This window comes from Nocardia sp. 2TAF39, assembly GCF_052114905.1.
Classification (GTDB): domain Bacteria; phylum Actinomycetota; class Actinomycetes; order Mycobacteriales; family Mycobacteriaceae; genus Nocardia.
The window spans coordinates 23,038-44,883 of sequence record NZ_JBFRFQ010000039.1; the positions used below are offsets into that span (position 1 = coordinate 23,038).

At 66.4% G+C, this 21,846-nt stretch carries 23 protein-coding genes; 9 read left to right on the forward strand and 14 right to left on the reverse strand.

The features are described 5' to 3' along the window. The first annotated feature begins 81 nt into the window (after nt 1-81). The 5 genes from AB4Z47_RS22300 to AB4Z47_RS22320 all read left to right on the forward strand — a co-directional run bounded on the left by AB4Z47_RS22300 (nt 82) and on the right by AB4Z47_RS22320 (nt 4,788). Nucleotides 82-1,290: an acyl-CoA dehydrogenase family protein gene (locus tag AB4Z47_RS22300; RefSeq protein WP_441953299.1), complete on the forward strand. Its 1,209-nt coding sequence runs from the start codon at nt 82-84 to the stop codon at nt 1,288-1,290. After that, complete coding sequence (locus AB4Z47_RS22305; RefSeq protein WP_441953255.1) at nt 1,287-2,084, forward strand: SDR family oxidoreductase; 798 nt, start codon at nt 1,287-1,289, stop codon at nt 2,082-2,084. The genes AB4Z47_RS22300 and AB4Z47_RS22305 overlap by 4 nt, the downstream gene beginning before the upstream one ends. 64 nt (nt 2,085-2,148) lie before the next feature. Next, on the forward strand, nt 2,149-2,922 hold the full coding sequence (locus tag AB4Z47_RS22310; protein ID WP_441953256.1) for a hypothetical protein: 774 nt from the start codon (nt 2,149-2,151) through the stop codon (nt 2,920-2,922). A gap of 44 nt (nt 2,923-2,966) precedes the next feature. Further along, a complete protein-coding gene (locus tag AB4Z47_RS22315) occupies nt 2,967-3,584 on the forward strand; it encodes a TetR/AcrR family transcriptional regulator (protein ID WP_441953257.1) in 618 nt (205 codons plus the stop codon). A gap of 10 nt (nt 3,585-3,594) precedes the next feature. Beyond that, nucleotides 3,595-4,788, forward strand: coding sequence for an acetyl-CoA C-acetyltransferase (locus AB4Z47_RS22320; protein WP_441953258.1), 1,194 nt, complete (start codon nt 3,595-3,597; stop codon nt 4,786-4,788). 62 nt (nt 4,789-4,850) lie between these two features. Here AB4Z47_RS22320 and AB4Z47_RS22325 read toward each other — a convergent pair whose 3' ends face one another. Next, complete coding sequence (locus AB4Z47_RS22325) at nt 4,851-5,123, reverse strand: hypothetical protein (protein WP_441953259.1); 273 nt, start codon at nt 5,121-5,123, stop codon at nt 4,851-4,853. Nucleotides 5,124-5,309: 186 nt separating this feature from the next. On the opposite strand from AB4Z47_RS22325, the gene AB4Z47_RS22330 reads away from it, so the two are divergent. Then, the gene (locus AB4Z47_RS22330; protein WP_441953260.1) at nt 5,310-5,603 is read left to right on the forward strand and encodes a hypothetical protein; all 294 of its coding nucleotides are present in this window, start codon (nt 5,310-5,312) and stop codon (nt 5,601-5,603) included. 428 nt (nt 5,604-6,031) lie between these two features. On the opposite strand, the gene AB4Z47_RS22335 is transcribed toward AB4Z47_RS22330, so the two are convergent. From AB4Z47_RS22335 to AB4Z47_RS22385, 11 genes are all read right to left on the reverse strand, one after another. Further along, a complete protein-coding gene (locus AB4Z47_RS22335) occupies nt 6,032-6,187 on the reverse strand; it encodes a hypothetical protein (RefSeq protein ID WP_441953261.1) in 156 nt (51 codons plus the stop codon). A gap of 173 nt (nt 6,188-6,360) precedes the next feature. After that, entirely contained in the window at nt 6,361-7,386 is a 1,026-nt protein-coding gene (locus AB4Z47_RS22340) for an amidohydrolase family protein (protein WP_441953262.1), read from the reverse strand. Beyond that, the gene (locus AB4Z47_RS22345; protein WP_441953263.1) at nt 7,379-8,140 is read right to left on the reverse strand and encodes a tryptophan 2,3-dioxygenase family protein; all 762 of its coding nucleotides are present in this window, start codon (nt 8,138-8,140) and stop codon (nt 7,379-7,381) included. The genes AB4Z47_RS22340 and AB4Z47_RS22345 overlap by 8 nt, the downstream gene beginning before the upstream one ends. Continuing rightward, a complete protein-coding gene (locus AB4Z47_RS22350; protein WP_441953264.1) occupies nt 8,130-9,341 on the reverse strand; it encodes a pyridoxal phosphate-dependent aminotransferase in 1,212 nt (403 codons plus the stop codon). Before AB4Z47_RS22350 ends, AB4Z47_RS22345 begins: the two co-directional genes overlap by 11 nt. Next, nucleotides 9,325-10,785, reverse strand: coding sequence for an indoleacetamide hydrolase (gene iaaH, locus AB4Z47_RS22355; protein WP_441953265.1), 1,461 nt, complete (start codon nt 10,783-10,785; stop codon nt 9,325-9,327). The genes AB4Z47_RS22350 and iaaH overlap by 17 nt, the downstream gene beginning before the upstream one ends. Beyond that, on the reverse strand, nt 10,772-12,031 hold the full coding sequence (locus AB4Z47_RS22360) for an aspartate aminotransferase family protein (RefSeq protein WP_441953266.1): 1,260 nt from the start codon (nt 12,029-12,031) through the stop codon (nt 10,772-10,774). The genes iaaH and AB4Z47_RS22360 overlap by 14 nt, the downstream gene beginning before the upstream one ends. Nucleotides 12,032-12,200: 169 nt before the next feature. Then, the gene (locus AB4Z47_RS22365; RefSeq protein WP_441953267.1) at nt 12,201-13,562 is read right to left on the reverse strand and encodes a GNAT family N-acetyltransferase; all 1,362 of its coding nucleotides are present in this window, start codon (nt 13,560-13,562) and stop codon (nt 12,201-12,203) included. A gap of 262 nt (nt 13,563-13,824) precedes the next feature. Continuing rightward, on the reverse strand, nt 13,825-14,910 hold the full coding sequence (locus AB4Z47_RS22370; RefSeq protein WP_441953268.1) for an NAD(P)H-dependent flavin oxidoreductase: 1,086 nt from the start codon (nt 14,908-14,910) through the stop codon (nt 13,825-13,827). Next, entirely contained in the window at nt 14,907-15,683 is a 777-nt protein-coding gene (locus tag AB4Z47_RS22375; RefSeq protein ID WP_441953269.1) for a CoA-transferase subunit beta, read from the reverse strand. The genes AB4Z47_RS22370 and AB4Z47_RS22375 overlap by 4 nt, the downstream gene beginning before the upstream one ends. Before the next feature lie 117 nt (nt 15,684-15,800). Further along, entirely contained in the window at nt 15,801-16,682 is an 882-nt protein-coding gene (locus tag AB4Z47_RS22380) for a CoA transferase subunit A (protein WP_441953270.1), read from the reverse strand. A gap of 94 nt (nt 16,683-16,776) precedes the next feature. After that, nucleotides 16,777-17,541 (reverse strand): enoyl-CoA hydratase family protein, encoded by a 765-nt coding sequence (locus AB4Z47_RS22385; protein WP_441953271.1) that lies wholly within the window; start codon nt 17,539-17,541, stop codon nt 16,777-16,779. A 65-nt stretch (nt 17,542-17,606) separates the two neighbouring features. Here AB4Z47_RS22385 and AB4Z47_RS22390 point away from each other — a divergent pair, with 65 nt between their 5' ends. Continuing rightward, nucleotides 17,607-18,398 carry an SDR family oxidoreductase gene (locus AB4Z47_RS22390; RefSeq protein WP_441953272.1) on the forward strand — a complete coding sequence of 264 codons (792 nt, stop codon included), beginning with the start codon at nt 17,607-17,609 and terminating at the stop codon, nt 18,396-18,398. Nucleotides 18,399-18,505: 107 nt separating this feature from the next. Further along, nucleotides 18,506-19,417 carry an SDR family oxidoreductase gene (locus AB4Z47_RS22395; protein WP_441953273.1) on the forward strand — a complete coding sequence of 304 codons (912 nt, stop codon included), beginning with the start codon at nt 18,506-18,508 and terminating at the stop codon, nt 19,415-19,417. A gap of 367 nt (nt 19,418-19,784) precedes the next feature. Here the strand turns inward: AB4Z47_RS22395 and AB4Z47_RS22400 are convergent, their stop codons facing one another. After that, nucleotides 19,785-20,198 carry a hypothetical protein gene (locus tag AB4Z47_RS22400; RefSeq protein ID WP_441953274.1) on the reverse strand — a complete coding sequence of 138 codons (414 nt, stop codon included), beginning with the start codon at nt 20,196-20,198 and terminating at the stop codon, nt 19,785-19,787. Nucleotides 20,199-20,241: 43 nt separating this feature from the next. Between AB4Z47_RS22400 and AB4Z47_RS22405 the strand changes: the two genes are divergently transcribed. Continuing rightward, nucleotides 20,242-20,610 (forward strand): hypothetical protein, encoded by a 369-nt coding sequence (locus AB4Z47_RS22405; protein WP_441953275.1) that lies wholly within the window; start codon nt 20,242-20,244, stop codon nt 20,608-20,610. 651 nt (nt 20,611-21,261) lie between these two features. Here the strand turns inward: AB4Z47_RS22405 and AB4Z47_RS22410 are convergent. Beyond that, complete coding sequence (locus tag AB4Z47_RS22410; RefSeq protein WP_011207048.1) at nt 21,262-21,678, reverse strand: helix-turn-helix domain-containing protein; 417 nt, start codon at nt 21,676-21,678, stop codon at nt 21,262-21,264. Between the last annotated feature and the right edge of the window lie 168 nt (nt 21,679-21,846).

Genomic DNA, 21,846 nt, shown 5'->3' on the forward strand with positions numbered 1-21,846 from the left:
TCCTCACCGTCCGTGCGAGCTACTCATGTCCGCACTCTACAAAGCAAGTGCTTGGTAGGTTATCCTACCGGCGTGGGTGCGATCCAGACCTCAGAATCCGACACCGCCGCGCCGGACGGGCGGTTTTCCGCTGCGCAAGACGCACAATTCGCCACCGAGGTGCGCGAGTGGCTGGCGGAGAACCTCGACGGAGAATTCCGTGAGTTGCGCGGCCTCGGCGGTCCCGGCCGAGAGCACGAGGCCTTCGACGAGCGTCTCGCCTGGGACCGGCACCTGGCCGCGGCAGGGTGGACCTGCCTGGGTTGGCCCAAGGAGTACGGTGGCCGCGCGGCGAGCGTGCGCCAGCAGGTGATCTTCCATGAGGAGTACGCCAAGGCCCACGCGCCCGCGCGGGTCTCGCACGTCGGTGAGGAACTGCTCGGGCCCACCTTGCTCGCGTTCGGCACCCGAGCGCAGAAGGACCGGTTCCTGCCGGGCATCCGCGCGGTCACCGAACTGTGGTGCCAGGGCTATTCGGAACCGGGAGCGGGTTCGGACCTGGCCGCGATCAGCACCGCTGCACACCTGGACGGCGGCGAGTGGTCGATCAACGGTCAGAAGATCTGGACCTCGCTGGCGCACGTCGCGGACTGGTGCTTCGTCGTCGCCCGCACCGAGCGCGGCTCCACCAGGCACAAGGGCCTGTCCTACCTGCTCGTCCCGATGAAACAGCCGGGCATCGACGTGCGTCCGATCATCCAACTGACCGGCACCTCGGAGTTCAACGAGGTCTTCTTCGACAACGCGCGCACCGCGGCCGACCTGGTGGTCGGCGAGCCCGGCGACGGCTGGCGCATCGCCATGGGCACACTGACCTTCGAGCGGGGCATCTCCACGCTCGGTCAGCAGATTCGGTTCGCGCGTGAGCTGGCCGATGTCGAGGCGCTGGCCCGTCGCACCGGCGCGGCCGACGATCCGCTGATCGCCGACCGGATCGATCGGGCCTGGGTCGGGCTGCGGGTTCTGCGTGCGCACGCGATGCGCACCATGGAGGGCGCGGGCGTGGACGATGGGGGCGGCCAGGCGTCGGTGGCGAAACTGTTGTGGGCCAACTGGCATCGCGGCCTCGGCGAGCTGGCCATGGCCGTGCTCGGCGCGCGAGGGCTGGTGGCGGGCGAGGACGATCTCGACGAATGGCAGCGGCTGTATCTGTTCACCCGCGCCGACACCATCTACGGAGGTTCGAACGAAGTGCAGCGCAACATCATCGCCGAGCGCGTGCTCGGCCTGCCGCGCGAGGCGCGCCCGTGACGGGGCCGCTGTCGGTCGCCCCCGCGCCCGTTCCAGGGCACGGCCTCCTGACCGGACGCACCGCTGTGATCACCGCCGCCGCGGGGACCGGCATCGGCTCGGCCACCGCGCGCAGGCTGCTCGCCGAAGGCGCTGACGTGGTCGTCTCCGATTGGCACGCGCGGCGTCTCGCGGAGACCGCGACCGAGCTGGCCGCCGAGTTCCCGAACCGGCGGGTCGCCTCGATCGCGTGTGACGTGCAGAGCACCGCGCAGGTCGACGCGCTGGTGCGCGGCGCTGCCGAGGCCATCGGCCGGATCGACATCATGGTCAACAACGCCGGGCTCGGCGGTGAGACGCCGGTGGTCGACATGACCGACGAGCAGTGGGACCGCGTCCTGGACATCACCTTGAACGGCACCTTCCGCTGCACCCGCGCAGCGCTGGGCTACTTCCGCGACGCCGGCCACGGCGGCGTGATCGTGAACAATGCCAGCGTGCTCGGCTGGCGCGCGCAGCACGGCCAGGCGCACTACGCCGCGGCCAAGGCCGGTGTGATGGCGCTTACCAGGTGCAGCGCGGTCGAGGCCGCCGAACTCGGCGTCCGGATCAACGCCGTTGCGCCGAGCATCGCCAGGCATGCCTTTCTGGACAAGGTCAGCTCGACCGAACTGCTGGACCGGTTGTCCGAGCGCGAGGCATTCGGTCGCGCGGCCGAGCCGTGGGAGGTCGCCGCGACGATCGCGATGCTGGCCAGCGACTACACCTCCTACCTGACCGGCGAGGTGGTCTCGGTCAGCAGCCAACGCGCCTGAGAGTGGGCGGCTGATCGAGGTGTGAAAACGATGGGGCGTCGGCTGACCGGGTGTGCCATGCTGGGTGGGATTACATCTCGCACTCGCCAAGGGGGCGATGGCTATGGGCCTGGATCGCCCACCTGCCCGCGAACAATTGGAACTCGAATTGGTGCGCGAAGTCGTGCTGGCCAGACGGCGGCTGGACAGCTTGATACTTTCCGCGCTCACGCTCGGAGCCGAGCTCATCGAGCACACCTCCGAATCCGCGACCGCAATACGTGCCGCGCAGATTCTCGAGGAACATGCCGTCGACGAAGGCGAGGTCGCCCGTGACCCGCGCGGCGCACTGCGCGCCGATCTGGCCCGCGATCGGGAGCGCGCCAGACGCATCGGGCTGAGCTCCGAATTCGACACTTCCGAAATCGAAGAGGATCGGCGCAGACAACGCCAGTACGCGCTGCTGTGCGAGGTCCGCGCAGATCTGCTCGCCGTCGTCGCGAAGTGTCGGAAGTTCCGGTTCGACCGGGTGGCCTTCGCGGACGAGGTCGCCCGGGGTCTGTGCGCCGCCACCGACAAGCTGGTGCTCGCCGCGGACATGGATACCTATCGTGCCTGGCAGCGCGGCATGCTGCTCAAACTGATCGAGGAGCCGATGCGCTACGGCCCGCCGCGGGTGATGGCCACGGTGGACGCCGGACCGGGCCGCGGCGAGCTCACCGTCGAATGGGACAGCTGCGAGCGTCGTCTCGCACTCGTCACGCGGATGGCCAGGGCCGGTGTGTCACCGGTGGTGATCTGTGATCGGCTGCTCGCCGACCTGTCGGTCTCCTCGCCACTGCGCTACTCGGCGCGCTGAGGCACGCACCGCACCGCTCGACCAAGCAAATGCTTGGTTGTATTATGTGCCACGTGACCGCACCAGACGCATCGAAATCAGCACGGCGCAACGAACTGCTCGCACTGGCTGCCGAACTGTTTGCCGAGCGAGGACTGCGCGCCACCACGGTGCGCGACATCGCCGATGCGGCCGGAATCCTGTCGGGCAGCCTCTATCACCATTTCGATTCGAAGGAGTCGATGGTGGACGAGATACTGCGCGGCTTCCTCGATGACCTGTTCGGCCGCTACCGCGAGATCGTGGCCGCCGGGTTGAGTTCGCGTGACACCTTGGAAGCCTTGGTGCTCGCGTCCTACGAGTCGTTCAACCGCTGGCACGCCGCGGTGGCTATCTACCAGGCCGAGGCCAAGCGCCTGCGCACCGCGGAGCGGTTCACCTACATCGCCGACTACAACCGCGAATTCCGCGAACTCTGGCACCGGGTGTTGACCAACGGCGTCGAGGACGGCAGTTTCCGGCCGGAACTCGACGTCGAACTGGCCTACCGGTTCCTGCGCGACACGGTGTGGGTCGCGGTGCGGTGGTACCGGCCAGGTGGCGCCATCACCGTCGACAACCTCGCCAAGCAGTACCTGACCATCGTGCTCGACGGGCTCACCGTCCCCGAGCGCACCACGTAGGAGTCCTTACATGTCAGCACCTTCCGCGTCCCGTCGCCCTTACTCCCCCCTGCACGACGCCTACGTGATCGATGCGGTCCGCACCCCGGTCGGCAAGCGTGGCGGCGCACTGGCGGGTGTGCACCCCGCCGACCTCGGCGCGGCCGCGCTGCGCGGTCTGTTGGACCGCACGCCGATCGACCCTGGCAGCGTGGACGACGTGGTCGTAGGTTGCGTCGACAATGTGGGGCCGCAGGCGGGAAACATCGGCCGCACCATGTGGCTGACCGCGGGCTACCCCGAAGAGGTTCCCGGTGTCACCGTCGACCGGCAGTGTGGATCCAGCCAGCAGGCCATCAATTTCGGCGCACAGGCCATCATGAGCGGAACCGCCGAGGTGATCATCGCGGGCGGCGTGCAGAACATGAGCGCCATCCCGATCTCCGCGGCCATGCTCGCGGGCAAGGAGTACGGCTTCGAGTCGCCGTTCGTCGGCGCGCAGGGCTGGGACCACCGCTACGGCACCGGCGAGGTGTCGCAGTTCCGCGGCGCTCAGCTCATCGCCGAGAAGTGGGGCATCAGCAGGGCGGACATGGAACGGTGGGCGTTGCGCAGCCACGAGCGGGCACGCGACGCCATCAAGAACGGCCGCTTCGACAACGAGATCGTGCCGGTCGGCGACTTCTGGATCGACCAGGGCCCACGCGAGACGAGCCTGGAGAAGATGGCCACGCTGCCCGCGCTCGCCGAGGGCAGCCCGCTGACCGCCGCTGTGGCGAGCCAGATTTCCGACGGCGCCAGCGCGACGCTGCTCGCCTCGGAGTGGGCGGTGCGGGAATACGGTTTGACGCCGCGGGCGCGCATCCACCATGTGAGCGCGCGCGGCGCTGACCCGATCTTCATGCTCTCCGCGCCGATTCCGGCCACCAAATGGGCGTTGGAGAAGACCGGCCTCACTATCGACGACATCGATGTGGTGGAGATCAACGAGGCGTTCGCGCCGGTTGTGCTGGCCTGGTTGCAGGAGACCGGCGCCGACCCGGAGCGTGTGAACGTGAACGGCGGCGCGATCGCCCTCGGCCACCCCCTCGGCGCCACCGGCGCCAAGCTTTTCGCGACGCTGCTCAACGAACTGGAGCGGATCAACGGGCGCTACGGACTGCTGACCATCTGCGAGGGCGGCGGCACCGCCAACGTCACCATCATCGAGCGGCTGTCGCACTGACTCCGTACCGCCGAGCGGCACGTCGGGCAAAGGTGCCGCTCGGCTGTACATTGGGCTGTGGGCTACTCGTCGCCGCCTTTTCCTTTGCCTTTTCCCTTCCCCTTGCCCTTCCCTTTTCCTTTCCCCTTGCCTTTCCCTTCGCCGTCCGCATCACCACTTCCGCCGCTCTTACCACCCTCGTCGGACACTTGACCGGAGTTGTTGTCCTGCGCAAGATATGCCACAGTGCCGCTGGTCATTTCGCTCGTTGCGGGCAGCGCGGCAAGTCCTGAAGTCAGCGCACCGGCAGCGACCGCGGCAATCGATACGACGGCTCGAACAGATCTGTTTCCCACTACCAAACCTCCCTGTCGATCGGTTTCGTTTGTGGAGCAGGGGAAAGCTAGCACCGCCGATTACTCGAGCCCTGCGGCACGCCGGGCAGCATCACCCGTCGTGATATGGCCGACACTCCACCGTGATCCGTATCCGAGTTGTCCCCATAACGGGCCGAACGCCCTCTGCCGTCACTGGATACCCGTATGAGGGCGTCCGGTGACGACAGAGGGCGCGGATCAGAGGAATATCCACCCGAAGGCGTCAGTGGTGCGGAGGCGGGCATCCTGGCGGCGGCTTCGGAAAACCTTGTGGCGGTGCCCCGTGTGGTGGCGGGCCATCCGGCGGCGGTGCTCCGTGCGGGGGAGCCCCGTCCGGTGGCGGTCCGCCGTGTGGCGGAGGTGGGGAAGATCCATCCGGAGGTGGAGCGCCCTGCGGCGGAGGACCGTTCGGCGGGGGTGGGCACTCCGGCGGCGGTGACTGCAGCTGCTGGAGGGTGATGCCGCTGTGGGTGCCTGATTGCGCTGGAACCGCAGGCGAGGCCAGGGCGGGATGCGCCAGCAGAACGGCAGGGCCGACTGCGATCATGCCGGCGAAAGCCACCCTGGCCATGGCGCGTCCAGCGGTAATGACTCTCTCTGTCATGGAGAGACCTTTCTCGAACAATTCGTCGGAACGAGCCGCGAAAATGATCTGCTCGTCCGTGAAAACTGTTCTGAGCGAGCTTGTTCGAGACTAGAGCGCGGCGAGCCGAAACCCGCAGATCGGCTGGCCGATTCCCAGGAAACACACAGCCGGTCGTTATCGAGCAGAGTCCGACGATGAGTGGCGAGACTGTGTTCCGGGATGACCCGACCCACTGGCGCCGCCACCCGCAAGCCGCGTGCCGACGCAACCGATTACAAGATAACGAAATAGGACTGTCGTGCTAGTTGTCCCAGCCGCCCGCGACGCGGTCGATATCACACTTGGTCATCCAATGTTCCAGGCCCGCCTCGAGGGCCAGTCGTCCTCGTGCTGCTTGGTCGAGACCCGTGCTGCCCAGCACGAACTTGGGTAGCAGCGCAAGCGTCGTAGTATCCATATCGTGATCGGTCCTGTTTTGTCTGGACGGCGTGGGCATACGTGATTTTCGACGATCATCACCCCGAGATGCCCGGCGGGCAAACGGGGTATGGATGCGGGGGCAGCCGTTGGTACCAGTTCGCTAAATCTATCGAATCCGCCTGCCCCGCAAGCTTTTCCGCCGTTGATCTCTCATCGATGAGCGCGACAGGCCTTGTGGATCGTGATTGCTTGACTGAGCGCGTCGGGGTTCGTGGTCGGATCCGCTGGGACGGCGGTGAGGTCAGCGATGGCGCCGGGGCGCAGAGGTGAGTTGGTGATCGCCCGCAGGATGTCGGCGGGGTTCAGCCCGGCTTCGTTGAGGGCGGCGACTTCTCGGGCATCGACCGACCGCGGCAGCGGACCATTGCCCAGGTCGGTGCCGTAACGGACCATGCCGCCTGCGGCATGGAAACGACGGAGATTGTGCAAGGCGGTCGCTCGGTCACGGGTAGGAGTTCCCCAGCCGTGGATGTCGAGGGTGGAAATAATCGTTGTGCTGCGAGCGAGATCGTTGATCAGTTCGTCCGTGAGGGTTTCCGTCCACGGCGTGTGCGCGAGCACCCGTACCCCGGCCCGATACGCCCGAAGGGTTTGGCCCACCCCCTGGGTATGAGCGGTCACCGGAATGCGGTGGGCGGTCGCCGCGCGAACGATTGTGTGCAAGGTTGCGTCATCGATGACCGGGCCCGCCTCGGAATTGAGGGCGACTTTGATCGTTGCCGGCCGGTGGGGAAGTAGCGATTCGACGGCCTCGGTGGCCGAATGCGGATCGTCGACTTCGAGCGCGATCCCGGGTGGTGCCCAATCCTGTTGGGTGGGATAACCGCCGGGTGAGGTGAGGAAGGGTCCCGCTGCGCGGATTCTCGGCAGTTCAGGATCGTGGTGCGAACGCTCGACCAGGGGCCAGAGGATGCTGGGTACGCCGCCCAGATCGACCAGGGTGGTCACTCCGGCCGCCAGGAGTTCGGTGGGGTCGATCAGGGCTGTGTGCACATGGTGGTCGGTGAGACCGGGCAGCAGTATCCCGTCGAAATGTGTTCGTCGCACGGCGGGAGGGGCCGCGGTCGGCGGGCCGACCCAGCTGATCTCGCCGCTGCACACGCCCACCGCGGTGGGCCCGGCGAGGGTGTCCGCGCCGAGCCACGCCGCATCGGCGACGAAAATCTGGTCAAACATCCTGTGGCCGAATCAGTTCGGGGAAGAACACGTCGTCGACGGTGGCTTCGAGATAGCGTGCGCCCGAGGTGCCCGCGGTGCCCGGGGTGCTGCCGAGATGCTTCTGCACGATTTGGAGATGACGCCGCCGCCATTCCCGCAGGTGTCCATCGATGGCAACGAGATGTGTAGCGATCTGATACTCGACACCCTGCTCGTCGGCCTGAATTCGATGGAACACCTGGAACAGTTCAGGTGTGGATTCCCGGCGTCGACTCCAGTCCCGTTCCAGATAGTGCTCGGGCACGGCGTGGCCGCGCCGGTGTATATAACGAATCAGTTCGTCGAACAGGCTCGGCTCGGTGGCATAGCGGGCCGCGAAATTTCGCCAGCCGGAGTGCCGTTTTCCGAGCAGGTACTCCAGGTCCCGATATTGCTTCGAATACAGGCCGGATGCCCGGCCCAGGTAGGGACGTAGCAGGTGAAATGCGGTGGGCAACAACGTGTCCAAAACCGCCCACTGATCGTTCAGCCGCGACAGCACCTGGTCGGCGCGGGACAAGGTGGGCAGCGCCGGGGTGTCCGCACGGAATGCGTCCCGGACGGCGGACAGCTCGTGCAACAACAGTTTGAGCCATAGTTCGGTGACCTGATGGCAGATGATGAACATCATCTCGTCGTGCTGTTCGGGATCGGTGCGCGGCTGTTGCGCGCCGAGCACCCGGTCCAGGCGCAGGTAGTCGGCGTAGGTCAGCTGGGCCAGGTCAGTATCCATAGCCTGCCTTACTCATCCGGGTGAGCGCCTCGGTGATCACCGGAAGCGGCGGACCCAAATACAGCCGGTAGCACGGTGATCGGTCACTGTTTTCGGCGTCCCACCGGTCGACCCCCACCAGCACGCCCGCCTGCCGCAGGCATTCGCGACGGAACTGCGCCACCGAACCGTGCCGCTGTGCCCGAGGCAACGGCACGTGCGCGAACGGCGCGAACTCGCCGACTTGCGCCAGGCCCGTCGGATAGCCGAGTTCGGTGCACAGCGAATCATGGACGGCAGACCGTTTTTCGGTGTATTCCCGCCCCTGTTCGGCGAGGTAACGCTCGGACGCCGGATCGGAGAGCCAGCTGGCCATCGCCTCCTGAAGAGGAATGGCGCTGGCGAAACTTCGCTGAAACTGCCATTGGTTGACCAACGCGTCGAGCGTGTGGGGATGCGCTGTCGCCGCGCCTATTCCCCAACCGCTGCAATGAAATTGCTTTCCCAGCGACCGGACGGCCAGCCAGCGCGATCCGGGCGTCTCCCGCAATAGCAGGCGCAGGGCGGATGTCGGTGTCCGTTCGGGATCGTGGACCCCGAAGTACGCATCGTCCAGCAAGATCGCTGCGCCGGCCGTTCGCGCCGTTTCGAGCAACTGGCGGACGAGTTCGGGCCGCCAGTTGGCGCCGGTGGGATTGTGCTGGGCGTTGATCACCAGCAGCGTTTTGTCGTCTATGACGAGGTCGGTGGTGACGGGTTGGCCCGCGTCCAACGGGTAATAGCGCATCCGATAGCCGAGCGGCCCGAAGACTCCGGCGTAGTCCCAGCCCGGCATGGGCGCGAGCACCGTGGCGACGCCGTCGGCGCGCAGCATCCGTCCGAAGTCGAACATTGCGTTTCTCGTACCACCCGCGGTCACCGCGACTTCGTAATCCCGGGAGAATTCCGGCCCGAGCCCGTGCGTGCGAGTGATATACGAACGCAGGATGCGTTGCAGGCGGGGCAGACCGTACTGCGAGATGACGTATCCGTGTGTGTGCGTCGGCAGCGCGGCCAATCCCGCGGCCAAGCCGGGCGCGGTCCTGGTCCACGTTTCGCCGAAACCTAGATAGATGAGTTCACCGGCCGGGCTGCCTGCCGCCAGGTATTCGGACACAAGTTCGGTGTCGGGGAACCTGGTGCGTAACTCAGGACCCGCGATCACCTCACGATAGGGAATCATCGCGACCCCCGCCGGAAACCGAGGTCGCTCGCGGAATCGGCAGCGGTCCGAACAGCTGCTCACAGGTGCGGGCGATCCGCAGCAGACGGCTGTCGCTGCCGGGCGGTCCGTCCAGTGCGATCCCTATCGGCAGCCCGGCGTTGTCCAGTCCGGCAGGCACACTGACGCCGGGCCAACCGAGAATGCTGCCGAGGTTGGTGGTGCGGCTGTACGCGAGGAACGCCGAAACCAGCTCGCCGCCCAACTCCACCTCGTCGGCCCCGATCGGCGCTGCGGTGACCGGCGTGGTCGGCCACAGCAACGCGTCGAGCCGGTGCGTGGCCAGGCTGGTGCGCACCAGCGCGTCCAACTCGGGCCGATAGCGCGTCATCGCGGCCGTGTAATCGTCGGGCGAGATCGCGTCCGTGCCCAAAAGTCCGGTGAGGAGTTGTTCGACATCGGGGCTTCCGCAGCACGCGACGAACTGGGGCAACGACATGGCGATATTGCGCGTCGTCAGGTAGGTCTGCAGTTCGATTGGTGTCTCGTAGAAGGCAATCGGGAAACCAGCTTTGGCGATGAGGTCACCGGTGTGCGAGGGAAGTTCCAGCTCCACGATCTCGACCCCGGCGGCAGCGAGCTGAGCCGTGCGTCGTTCGAAACATTCCGCCAGGTCGGGGGCAAGTCCCTCGACGAAGGGACGGCGCACGACGCCGAGCCGCACCGGCGGGAACGTGATGTCCTCCGGCTCGGGAACCCCGCTCAGGACCGAATCCAGCAGCCGCACATCCTCGACGGTCTTGGCCAACGGCCCGACCGTGTCGCGGGTGCCGGACACCAGGATGAGGCCCCGCTGCGAGTAGCGGCCCACGGTGGGGCGGAAGCCGACCACGCCGCACAGGCTCGCGGGCATCCGCACCGAACCGCCGGTGTCGGTACCCAATCCAGCGGGCGCCAACCGGGCGGCAACCGCCGCGGCGGTGCCTCCGCTACTGCCCCCCGCTATCCGGTCCGGCCGGTACGGATTGGCAACCGGGCCGTAAGAACCGTTATTGCTGGTCATGCCGTAAGCCAGCTCGTGCAGGTTGGTTTTGCCCAACACCAGCGCTCCGGCACCCCGCAGTCGGCGCACCACGTCGGCGTCGGCGGACGGCTGGTGCTCGCGCAGGGCGGGCGTGCCACCGGTGGTGGGTAGGTCGGCGGTGTCGATGTTGTCTTTGATGGCGAGCGGCACGCCGTGCAAAGGTCCGAGTACCGCACCGCTCGATCGCGCTGCGTCGGCTTGTTCGGCGGCGGCGAGCACCGCCTCCGCGCGTACGGTGATGAAGGCGCCGAGTGCGCGATGTTCGTCTATCCGATCCAGCAGCGCCCGAGCATATTCCATCGCGGACACCGAACCTCGTTTGATATGAGCCGCCGCTTCGGCGACGCCCCACTCGACCGGGTCCATATCAGTGTCCCGCATTCTCGACGAGCAGGTGTGGAACGTGCGTGCTGATGTAGGGGGCGAGCTCCAGCAGCACGTCGTGCACGACGTCGATGAACGTCTCGATATGGTGGTCGGTCATCGGGGTGGACAGCGCGAACAAGCCGCGGCGCGCCGTGTAGATACCCCGGTTGAGCAGCGCGAGGTGAAACAACTCGGGCAGTTCCGCCAAGCCGGCGCGGCGGGCCAGAGCATCCTGCGGATTGTTGATCGGCCCGTGGCCCCAGTGCAGGTGCATCAGCGATCCGATGCCGGTCATCTGCAGTTGTACGCCCGCCCGGCGTGCCGTTTCGGGGAGGTCCTGGATCAGCCGCTCGCCTTTCGCGTTGAGCTGCTCCACTTCGGCGGGGCCGTAGGTGTCGAGCGCGGCCAGCCCGACGGCCAGACTCATATTGTTCCCGCCGAACGCGCCCGCGTGATAGACGTGACCGGGTCGGGTGGGGTCGAACTGGGCCATGATGTCCTCGCGACCGCCGAAGGCGCCCAGCGGGAAGCCGCCGCCGATGATCTTGCTGAGCGAGGTGAGATCCGGCGTGATGTCGTAGCGAAGTTGCAGGGGCCCCATCCGGAAGGTGGCGCACTCGTCGAAGATGAGCAACACGTCATGAGCGGTGGTGAGTTCACGCAGGCCACGCAGATAGGTGACGTCGCCTGGAATACCGCCTGCCGCACCCATCATCGGTTCCACAATGATCGCGGCGATCCGCTCGGCGTGCAAAGCCAACAATTCCCGCGCGGCCGCCAGATCGTTGTACGGCAGCAACATCACCTCGCGCATCCGCGTCTTGGGTACCCCGCGCGCAGGCTGGGCACGCGGGAAGGACTCCGGCAGGCCTTCCTGTGGATACGTCGGGTCGGTCAGGCCCGTGAACATGTTGATCTGCGCGTCGTCGTGCAGGCCGTGGTAGCCGCCGTCGATCTTGACGATGACGTCACGACCGGTGAACGCACGCGCGGCCCGTATGGTGAGCATGGTCGCCTCGGTGCCCGAATTGCAATACCGCACTTTGTCGATCGATGGAACGCGCTCGCACACCACGGCCGCGTGTCGAGCCTGCACCTCCACGGGCGTGCCGAGGGCGGAGCTCTTGCCGATTTGTTCTGCCGCCGCCGCGAGCAGTGCGGGATGGCAATGACCGTGCACGGTAGCGCTCATGTTGTTGTAGAAGTCGAGATAATCGTTGTCGTCGACATCGGTCATCACGCAACCGGCGCCATGGTTCATGAAGGTGGGGTATGGCGTGAAATGGCTGATTGTCCGGGTATCGCCTCCGGGTAGCCATTTCTTGGCGTCCTCGTGTAACCGCAGAGATTTCGGCGTGCGAGCGCGATATTCATCTCTTATTCTTTGTGCGGCTATGGTTTCGAGCAGAGTCACGAGAATTCCTTCATGATCAGATCACTGGCCAGATTCGCGAGGGAAGCTTGGGAAAGAGGGTGGCGAGCAGCGCCGCTGCGAGCTGGGTCTGCAGTCGATGGTCGGCATACGCCGGGGCGAGTTCTGCCAGGTCGGCGTGACCGAAGAGCAGCGACAAGAACATCGCGACCGGCATGGAGGCATCCGAGGAACGCCTGGCGTGCTCCGGCCACCGGTCGATATCGGCCAGTTCTCCGCCATGGAAGCGCAGTCGCAAGCCGAAGGTGTAGAAATGCAGCCGCAGCGTGCCGGTATGCCCGCGGAAGGCCGAATCGGCCAGCCTCTTCTCCAGCACAGGTGCGACGTGGCGAAGAAACGCGACGAGATCCGGAATCCGAAGGAACCAGCCGATGTCCGGCGGCCGTCGTACCAGTAGATCGCTCAGCAGCTGATAGGCGGGGTGCTCGGTGCCCAGCCACAGCATGTATCCGTCCGCGCCCGTCGTCTGCCGCAATATGCTCGGCAGGATTTCCGACCAGGACGCGTCCGGCACCAATTCGAGCCCGGAGATAGAAGTCACCGATTCCGGACACGGCTGCCCGGGCAGCCAGCTGGGAATGGGAAAACTGGGAATGCCCCCATAACCCGACAGTGCATAGCCCACCGGTCGATCGCCCTGCTCGATGACGAAGATTTCGTCGCGCATCATGTTGTCGCGGCTTCGGCCGGTCAGTTCGTATTCCCACAGAGCTCGGTCGCGTGTGCAAGTGAGCAATGCCCGAGACCCGGCATGGCGGTCGACACTCTCGAGGAAAGGCGCGTCGGCCGCAGTAGCACAACGCAACCCCGCAGGCTCGCCCGCCGAGGGCGCCGACGGCAGGTCGCGCGTCCAGCCGCCCCGACCCGCGCGTTGGGTGAGCACCGCGTGATAGTCATGCTCCTGATGGAAGAACATCAGGTCGGTGATCACCTGCATCAGCTGGCCGCGGCTCGCACCGCGCTCGTGCAGCGCCTCGAACTGGCGACCGATGAGCCCCCGCCTGCGATAGTCGGCATGAGTCGCCACCAGTTCCAGTCGGCCGACGCCGAACGGAATCCCGCCGTAGGACCAGGTCTGCGGCACCAGGGTCAGACCGGATACGAGCGCACCGGTCGCCGGATCCTCCACCACCGTGATGTCCGCCAGTTCCATGGTGGGATGTGCGCGATCGAAAAGCTCAGCGCTCCAAGCGCCGACGGCCGCATTAGGTTTGCCGTCGGAATCCTTATGGGCATCGGACTGGAGAGACACGAACGCGTCACGGTCGCCCGGAATCGCGGATCGCAGTATCAAACCATCTGGCAAGCGAACCGGTAGCACTGTCATCGTACTGGTCTCTCTGCCCGTTGGCCACGACATGCACTCACACGGTGCAGTATCACGGATCCGCGCGAATCCGGCTGACCAGCGCTGGGGAGCGTTGGGATCGTTGTTCGTCCACTGTCGGGCAGCTCGGTCGCTTCCATCGAATAGTGGTGTGCGAGTTCGCGTTACTGTTGCTGTTCGGAAGTTTCTGACGCCGCTGCTACGACCACACAGCTGCGTTCGGTGGCAATCGCGCAGAGTTCGCTATCGGAGCGAGCTGCCTTCGGCCCCACCAGGCCGAAGGCAGCCCTCCACTTCACTCGGAAGCAGCATCCGCGCGGCCGGTGAGCGCGCCGATCGACTCGATCCGCGCGACCGCGTCCGTGACGATCCGGTCGATCAATTCCTCGCAGGTGGGCAGATCTTCGATGATCCCGGTGACCTGCCCGGCCGCGAGGACACCGGCCTGGGTATTCCCTTCGACCAGCCCCGCACGCAACAACATCGGTGTATTGGCTGCCATGACGACCTGGGACCAGCTGAGGTCCTTGGTCTTTCGCATCGCCAGACCGTCGCGGACCAGGGCGGACCACTTCATCCCGGTCATGCTCTTGAACTTCGCGGCATTGGATACCGCTGCGGTCAGACCACGCCAGCGGCCCGAATGTTCCAGGCGCTGGACAAGTTCGGTGTTCAGCACGCGGTGCGGCATGCCGTCGACCTTCAGCGACACCACCGTGTCCTGTAACTTCCTGCGAAGGTACTCCTGCTTCACGGCGTCGGGCACCGTGCTTTCCTGGGTGAGCAGGAACCGGGTGCCCATTGCGACACCCGCCGCGCCGTAGGCCAGCGCAGCGGCGAGACCCCGCCCGTCGAAGAACCCGCCCGCCGCGACCACGGGAATGTCCACCGCGTCCAGCACCGAGGGAAGCAGCAGCGTGGTGGCTATCGGGCCGGTATGCCCGCCGCCCTCACCGCCCTGCACGATCACCGCGTCCGCGCCCCAAGCCTCGACTTTCACCGCGTGCTTTGCCGCGCCGATCGACGGGATCACCATCACCCCGGCGTCTTTCAGCTTGGCGATCAAGTCCTGTCTGGGAGCGAGCGCGAACGAGGCGACAGCCACCTTCTGGCGGATCAGCAGATCGATCCGCTCTGCGGCGTCGGTGGCGTCGGCGCGGATGTTCACGCCGAACGGTTTCGATGTGTGTGCCTTGGTCTTCGCGATCGCCGCCTCCAGCTCCGCGAAGGTCATCGTGGCCGAGGCAAGGACACCGAGCCCGCCCGCCTCCGCGGTGGCCGAGACCAGGCTCGGGCCCGCAACCCAGCCCATGCCGGTCTGCACGATCGGGTGCTCGATGCCGACCAGGTCGGTCAGCGCGGTGCGCAGGTGCGCGGTCATGACGCCACCTCGCCGGCGCTCGGGACCTCGTTTTCCCGAATCTTCTCGGGATCGAGCACCTCTCGGATCAGCCGCAGCTCTTCGGTGGTGGGCGGACGGGTTTCGCCCGCGTCGGCGAGCCCAGCGATCTCGAATGAGGTGTTCTCGGCAACCTCGTCGGCGGTGACACCGGGGTGCAGGCTGCGGGCACGCATGGTGTGGCCGGGACCTTCGAAATCGAAGACGCCCAGGTTGGTCACTACGCGATGGAGGTGCAGGAATCGGAACGCGGAGTTGGCCGGGTCCACTTTGTCGTACCCCACGCCGGAGACGACGTCGACTCGGGTGGTGAAGACCCGCCTGGTGTGCCGCGAAACCCAGTAGCTGGTGGCGTGGTTGAGCGTGTTGCCCGGTGCGCCTCGTACGCCGAACATCTGCCGAGTGGGCTGCTGCAACGGGCCGAACGCCGAGAGGTTCTGATTGCCGAATCGGTCGATCTGGTTGGCTCCCATCACCACATGACGTCGACCGGACGCCACGACATCGAACACCTTCCGGAACGGAATCCAGCCCTCGATGGTCGCCTCGCCGCCGATCGGGGGAGTCTCGGCAAGCAAGAGCGCCTCGCCGTCGGAGAGCAGCAGGTCGGGTTCGGTAGTGAGCTTGGCCAGCCGTGCACCGATGATCGACATCGGCGACATCGGGCTGGCCATGATTTCCCCCGCGCCGCTGAAGATCTCCGCGCAGGCGACTGCGCACACCTCGGCCCTGGTGATGGTTTCGGCACTGGTCATCGCGACGCCTCCGGTGTTTTGCGGGGGTTCCCGCACCCCGTCGGCACGATGAGCGCTTCGCGATTGTGTCTCATCGAGCCTCCTGTGTCATGCGGGACACTCCGTCCGCTTCTCTCATTACGCGCCACCTTCCGCGAACTCGCGCACGGAGGCCTGGTACCGCCCCTCGGAGACCGCTAGGTATTTGTCGACGAATGCCTGCCATGCCTCTGGCGATTCGGCGGACTCGACGTAGTGCTTCTGGAACTTTTCGTCGCGTCGGTAGTTGTCCCCTGCGAGGGTGAAGTGGGCGCCGCCGGGCGCCTCCACGACGCCGTCGACCATCATGCGATTCAGCAACAGCGATTGCAGTGGAACGGTTTTCACCAGCTCCTCGGTCTCCACCACGCGTTCCACCGAGACATAGCGCCGCTGCGCCGCCAGGCAGAACAGGTCGTCGAAATAGGGGTCTACGCCGGTGTATGCGGCATTGCCGTGCGGGTCGCCCAGGTTCAGATGCACCAGCGCCGCATCGAGATTCAGCGCGGGCATAGCGATCAGAGTTTCCGGCGTGCCGTCGTCCCCGGGGTAGGGTGATTCGACCGTCTTCAGCTCGCCCTCCCAGAAGTTCGGGACATCCGAACCGAGACCGGCGCGGATCGGCAGGAACGGCAGTCGCGCCGCCGCCGCCTCCAACCCGCACTTGAGCATGCCCTCGTCCATCTCGCGCGCGACCAGCGAACCCGAGGTGCGCGCCTTGCTGAACCACGGGTCGTAGAACGGCGGCGAATCCAGTGAAACGAAGCCGTAGTACGCCTTGCGCACCTTGCCCGCCGAGCACAGCAGCCCGAGATCCGGCCCGCCGTAGCCGACTACCGTCAGGTCCGTGATGTTCGAACGCAGGATGGCCCGCACCAGTGCCATCGGCTTGCGCCGCGACCCCCAGCCACCGATGCCGATTGTCATCCCGCTGCGCAGCTCGCCGACGACTTCGTCGAGCGACATCCGCTTGTCTCGCATGGCCTTTCGCTCCCTATCTGATTGGCGGCACTTTCGGGGGCCCTTCGGGGTTACGCAAACTGCCGCCTCCGGGCCCGTCGTTCGCGCCGCGGTCCTACTGTCCGGCCTTGCGCGCTGCCAGATCATCGTCGAAACGGGCGCGGATCTCGTCGGCGACACCGGCGAGGTTGAGTTCGAAGGTGAATCCCTGCTCGTACCGGTAGCTGCGGTGCACGTCCTGCACGTCGATGCCGTTGAGTGCCCGCTTGGCCGCCCGGATCACCCGGCCGTCCTTGGCCGCGATGTTCTTCGCCACTTCCATTGCGGCCGCGTCCAGTTCGGCGCGCGGCACCACCTGGTAGACCGAGCCGTGGTGCTGTAACTGCTGGGCGGTGATGGTGCTCGCGGTGTAGAACAGCGCGCGCATCAGATGCTGCGGCACCAGCCGCGCCAGGTGGGTCGCCGCGCCGAGCGCGCCGCGGTCCACTTCGGGCAGGCCGAACGTGGCGTCATCGGAGGCGATCACGATGTCCGCGTTGCCCACCAGCCCGATGCCACCGCCCAGGCAGAAGCCGTGCACCACAGCGATCACCGGCACCTGGCAGTCGTAGATCGCGCCGAATGCCTCGAAGCAGCCGTGGTTCGCGTCGATGAGCGCTTGGTGGCCGGGCTTGCTCCGGATTTCCTTGATATCCACGCCCGCGTTGAAGCCGCGGTTCTCGGCGCGCAACACGACGACCCTGGTGTCCTGGTCACGGCCCGCCGCTCGCACTTTGTCGGCGATAGCGAACCAGCCGTCGGTCGGGATGGCGTTGACCGGCGGGTAGTCGACCGTGATGACGGTGATGCCGGTTGATTCGGAGTGACGGTTGATCCCCATCGCAAGTCCCATCATGTATACCCAGCGCATTGGCAAAGCAAGCAGTTGCTTGGTAGGTTAGCACGGTGGCACTCGAAATCGATCTGTCCGGCCGCGTCGTTCTGGTGACCGGCGGCGTGCGCGGCGTAGGCGCGGGGGTGAGCAAGGCGTTCCTCGCCGCGGGCGCCACCGTCGTGGCCTGTGCGCGGCGGCCCGCCGACGTTCCCGTCGAACTCGACGGGCGGCCGATCGAATACCTGCCGTGCGATGTTCGGGACGCCGACGCGGTACGAGCGCTGATCGATGCGATCACCGAGCGCCACGGCCGTCTCGACCACCTTGTCAACAATGCGGGGGGTGCCCCCTTCGCGCTCGCCGCCGACGCGAGCGCGAACTTTCACGCCAAGATCGTCGAACTGAACTTGCTCGCCCCGCTGCTGGTGGCGCAGGCCGCCAACGCGGTGATGCAACAGCAGCCCGAGGGCGGCTCGATCCTGAACGTCTCCAGCGTCAGCGGGCACCGCCCGTCGCCCGGCACCGCCACCTACGGCGCGGCCAAAGCGGGCATGGACAGCCTGACCGCCTCGCTCGCCGTCGAGTGGGCGCCGAAGGTCCGGGTCAACTCGCTGGTCGTCGGCCCGGTCGACACCGAACTGAGTCACTTGCACTACGGCGACCAGGACGGCGTCGACGCGGTGGGCCGCACCATCCCACTGGGCCGCATGGCTCGTCCCGCCGACATCGGCCGCTGTGCTGCCTTCCTGGCCTCCCCACTGGCCGCCTACGTCAGCGGCGCGACCCTGCTGGTGCATGGCGGCGGCGAGCGGCCCGCCTTTCTCGCTGCCTCCACAGCGGCCGTCGGTCGCCAGCAGTCCTGAACACCCCGGACAAACACGAAAAGGACACGGGCATGAGCGGTCAGGCCCGGAGGAGGCAGCGAAGCGTGACCACGGAGGGTCCCGCTCATGCCGGGAAAGGACACAGTATGGACAACGAGCAGATCTGCGCCGGACGCACCGTCATCGTCACCGGCGCGGGCCGGGGCATCGGCCGCGCGCACGCCCTCGCCTTCGCCGCTGCGGGCGCCCGAGTCGTGGTCAACGACCTCGGGTCGACGCTGGACGGCGCTGCCACCGCGGAGACGCCCGCCGAACAGGTCGTCGCCGAGATCGAGGCGTTCGGCGGCGAAGCCGTGGCCAACGGCGACGACGTGGCGGACTGGGAAGGTGCGCGCAGCCTCGTCCACCAGGCCGTCGACACCTTCGGCGGGCTGGATGTGCTGGTCAACAACGCGGGCTTCGTCCGCGACCGGATGCTGGTCAACCTGGGCGAGGACGAGTGGGACGCGGTGATCCGCGTGCACCTCAAGGGCCACTTCGTCGCTATGCGGCACGCGATCGAGTACTGGCGTGCGGAGTCCAAGGCCGGTCGCCCGGTCGACGGCCGCATCATCAACACCAGCTCCGGCGCCGGACTGCAGGGCAGCGTTGGCCAGGGCAATTACGGCGCGGCCAAGGCGGGGATCGCAGGTCTGACGCTCACCGCCGCCGCCGAGTTCGCCCGCTATGGCGTCACCGTGAACGCGATAGCCCCGGCCGCCCGCACCAGGATGACCGAGACTGTGTTCGCGGAGACGATGGCCAAGCCCGAGGACGGCTTCGACGCCATGGCGCCGGAGAACGTCTCCCCGCTGGTCGTGTGGCTGGGCAGCACGCGTTCCGCGGCTGTGACCGGGCGGATGTTCGAGGTCGAGGGCGGCAAGGTGGCATTGGCCGACGGCTGGCGGCACGGGGTCGCCGTGGACCGCGGAGCCCGGTGGAATCCGGCCGAACTCGGACCCGTGGTGGCCGACCTGATCGCCGAGGCGACTCCGCCGGAACCGGTCTACGGGGACTGACCGGGTTTCACTTTCTGGTACGCGGTGCAGGGTTGGGGGTTTATCATGGGCACCCATCCGTTGAACAGGTCCCGTGTGAGAGTCGCGACCGGGCACAGATATGCGCGTCAATGATGAGGGGAAGGCTCGGCGCATGGCCGTAGGTCGCACGCTCCGTCTGGTAGCAATAGCTGGGGCTCGCACCGGCTTTGCGCTGCTCGGCGGCCTGATCGGCACCGCGGCGCAAGGTGGGGGTTCCTACCCGCTGTATATCGCGGACCCTGCTTCGCTGCCCTACGACACCGGGGATGCCGGGCATCCGCTGATGGTGCCGGGTCGGCAGTCCGAGATCAGTGCAGTGCCGACTGATCCGGTGATCGGTTCCGGTTCAGGCGGCACGAGTTCCGCGACAGGGGGATCGGCCGCCGGTTCGGTTGCGGGCGCTGCCGGTGCGGGGGTAGCGCTGGGTTCTGGTTCGGCTGGTTTCGGTTTCGGCGCCGCGCTCGGCGCCGGCTCCGCGGCCGTCGGTTCGGCCGCCGTTGGAGACCGGGTCGGCGCCGTTGGGGACCGGGTCGGCGCCGCTGGGGGCCGGGTCCGCCGCGGTCGGCGCCGGTTCGGCCGCGGTCGGTTCGGCAGGTGGCGGTTCGGCCGCGGTCGGTTCGGCAGGTTCCGGTTCGGCAGGTGTCGGTTCGGTGGCAGTAGGTTCGGCGGGCGTGGGTTCGGCCGAAACAGACTTGGTCGCAACAGGTTCGGCCGCAACGGGTTTCGCTGCAACGCGTTCGACCGCGACCGGTTCGGTCATGTCGAGTTCCGCGAGTTCGAAACTGCTGCTTTCGATTTCGTTCTTGTCGACCTCCGTGCAGCCTCCGCGCGCGCTTCCTCTGGCGATCATTTCGTCGGCGCCGGATACGGTGACACCGCAGATTTCGCAGATTCTCGGACTCGTGCTGGTGCTTTCGCGGGTGCAGATGCCCGTATCGACACCGATGCCACCGCCCGCTGCCGCGCCTACGCCGCTCGCCGAGCCGAAACACGATGTGCGCCCGACGAGTTCCGACGATTGTCTGCCTCCCCCCGAGCTGCTTTCGGTGGTCGATGGCCTGATCATGTTCGGCCTCGCGGGCGCAGAGTCCGACGCCGTCAGCTTCCAGAGCGCGTCCGCCGCGCAGGTCGGGATCGACGCGGCTCGTGCCCGATTCTTCCCGCGGCCGTGAGAGGAGGTGATGATCGAGACCGAGACTCGAAGTAGCTTGCGGTCCTACCATCGGGCCGCGGCGGCCGTGTGTCGCGCACGGCCAGAACGGAACCCTCACGCAGCTAGAGGCTTTCGACCAGGTGGCGCAGATCATGGACGCGCTCTATCTTCAGCCCCGGGCTGGCGTCGTGCCGGCGTCGCGGCCTGTCTGGGTGGCGGAGCGCGCGGACCAGGTGGCGCGGTGGACGCGTAATCCGTTGGGCGATGTCGTGGTCGGCGCACGATGGATTGCTCTACCGGAGGGCATTAGTCCACGCGGTGGGGTACAGGCCATCGCCATAGCCTACGAATCGACATCGTCCGGGCACGCTCGGAATTGGTCAATTCGGTGGGAAGGCGATCAGCTCGGTGCAATACTGATCAACCGGTCTTATATTCGAACCGACCGATGCGGCAGTGAATCCCGTTGGGCGCGAAGGCCGTACTCCGTGCCGCGCCGAAAGTCGTTATGCAGGCGCGCGATCCATACCACATGACATAGTGGCCTGCGGACGTGCCCCTATTTTCTTGGGCACGACCGCGGGCCGGATATGTGCAGCACCGTCTTACTGGCGCATAACACAGCACAGTGCGACCCGGCGGGTCGCACTGTGCTGCCGTGCAGGAGAACCTATTCGGTGCCGTCCGGAGGAATTTCGGGCAAGCCCTCGCTAGCCCGCAACTTCTCCGCCATGGACGTGAGTAGGTTCTGAGATTCTTCGGACAAGTCGAACGCTCTACTCGACAGCCGCCGCAGTCCGTAGCCCTGCAGCTGGGACAGCAGTTCCAGATCGTGATCGATCTTGGCGGCATAGATGTCGTTGAAGAAGTAGTCCGGCTTGACCTTGAAGAACTTCGCCAGGGCGGCCACCGTCTCATCGGACGGGTTCGTCCGCTGTCCCGACCGCAACTGCGACAGGTACGGTTTCGAGATCGGATGTCCGGAGGCCGTCAGCGCAGCCGCAACCTCCGCGTTGGTGTGCGGCTTACGCCCCGGGGGATGCACGGTTTCGAACAGCTTGTTCAGCCGCGCCGCGAAATCAGCCATTGTGAGCCGCCCAATTCCCTTCGCTGTACTAACACTCGTTATCTCGGATACGTATCATTGATATTAGCGGCTCAGTAACTGAAAACCTACGCCTGATTCGGGATTTCCTTGAAGCTTCTAGGTGCTGGCGCGGCGAACGCACTGGGACGGTTGCGTTTGCGGGTCGCG

Bases quoted from the DNA above. Each gene is read 5' to 3' on its own strand.
- AB4Z47_RS22330 (WP_441953260.1), top strand. From the start codon at position 5,310: ATGAGGGCGTCCGGTGACGACAGAGGGCGCGGATCAGAGGAATATCCA.
- AB4Z47_RS22315 (WP_441953257.1), top strand. From the start codon at position 2,967: ATGTGCCACGTGACCGCACCAGACGCATCGAAATCAGCACGGCGCAAC.
- AB4Z47_RS22375 (WP_441953269.1), bottom strand. From the start codon at position 15,683: ATGACCAGTGCCGAAACCATCACCAGGGCCGAGGTGTGCGCAGTCGCC.
- AB4Z47_RS22400 (WP_441953274.1), bottom strand. From the start codon at position 20,198: ATGACCGAACCGGTCGCGGTCGAACGCGTTGCAGCGAAACCCGTTGCG.
- AB4Z47_RS22320 (WP_441953258.1), top strand. From the start codon at position 3,595: ATGTCAGCACCTTCCGCGTCCCGTCGCCCTTACTCCCCCCTGCACGAC.
- AB4Z47_RS22410 (WP_011207048.1), bottom strand. From the start codon at position 21,678: ATGGCTGATTTCGCGGCGCGGCTGAACAAGCTGTTCGAAACCGTGCAT.
- iaaH (WP_441953265.1), bottom strand. From the start codon at position 10,785: ATGCGGGACACTGATATGGACCCGGTCGAGTGGGGCGTCGCCGAAGCG.
- AB4Z47_RS22345 (WP_441953263.1), bottom strand. From the start codon at position 8,140: ATGGATACTGACCTGGCCCAGCTGACCTACGCCGACTACCTGCGCCTG.
- AB4Z47_RS22380 (WP_441953270.1), bottom strand. From the start codon at position 16,682: ATGCGAGACAAGCGGATGTCGCTCGACGAAGTCGTCGGCGAGCTGCGC.
- AB4Z47_RS22385 (WP_441953271.1), bottom strand. From the start codon at position 17,541: ATGGGGATCAACCGTCACTCCGAATCAACCGGCATCACCGTCATCACG.
- AB4Z47_RS22350 (WP_441953264.1), bottom strand. From the start codon at position 9,341: ATGATTCCCTATCGTGAGGTGATCGCGGGTCCTGAGTTACGCACCAGG.
- AB4Z47_RS22365 (WP_441953267.1), bottom strand. From the start codon at position 13,562: ATGTCGTGGCCAACGGGCAGAGAGACCAGTACGATGACAGTGCTACCG.
- AB4Z47_RS22360 (WP_441953266.1), bottom strand. From the start codon at position 12,031: ATGAACCATGGCGCCGGTTGCGTGATGACCGATGTCGACGACAACGAT.
- AB4Z47_RS22340 (WP_441953262.1), bottom strand. From the start codon at position 7,386: ATGTTTGACCAGATTTTCGTCGCCGATGCGGCGTGGCTCGGCGCGGAC.
- AB4Z47_RS22395 (WP_441953273.1), top strand. From the start codon at position 18,506: ATGGACAACGAGCAGATCTGCGCCGGACGCACCGTCATCGTCACCGGC.
- AB4Z47_RS22370 (WP_441953268.1), bottom strand. From the start codon at position 14,910: ATGACCGCGCACCTGCGCACCGCGCTGACCGACCTGGTCGGCATCGAG.
- AB4Z47_RS22335 (WP_441953261.1), bottom strand. From the start codon at position 6,187: ATGGATACTACGACGCTTGCGCTGCTACCCAAGTTCGTGCTGGGCAGC.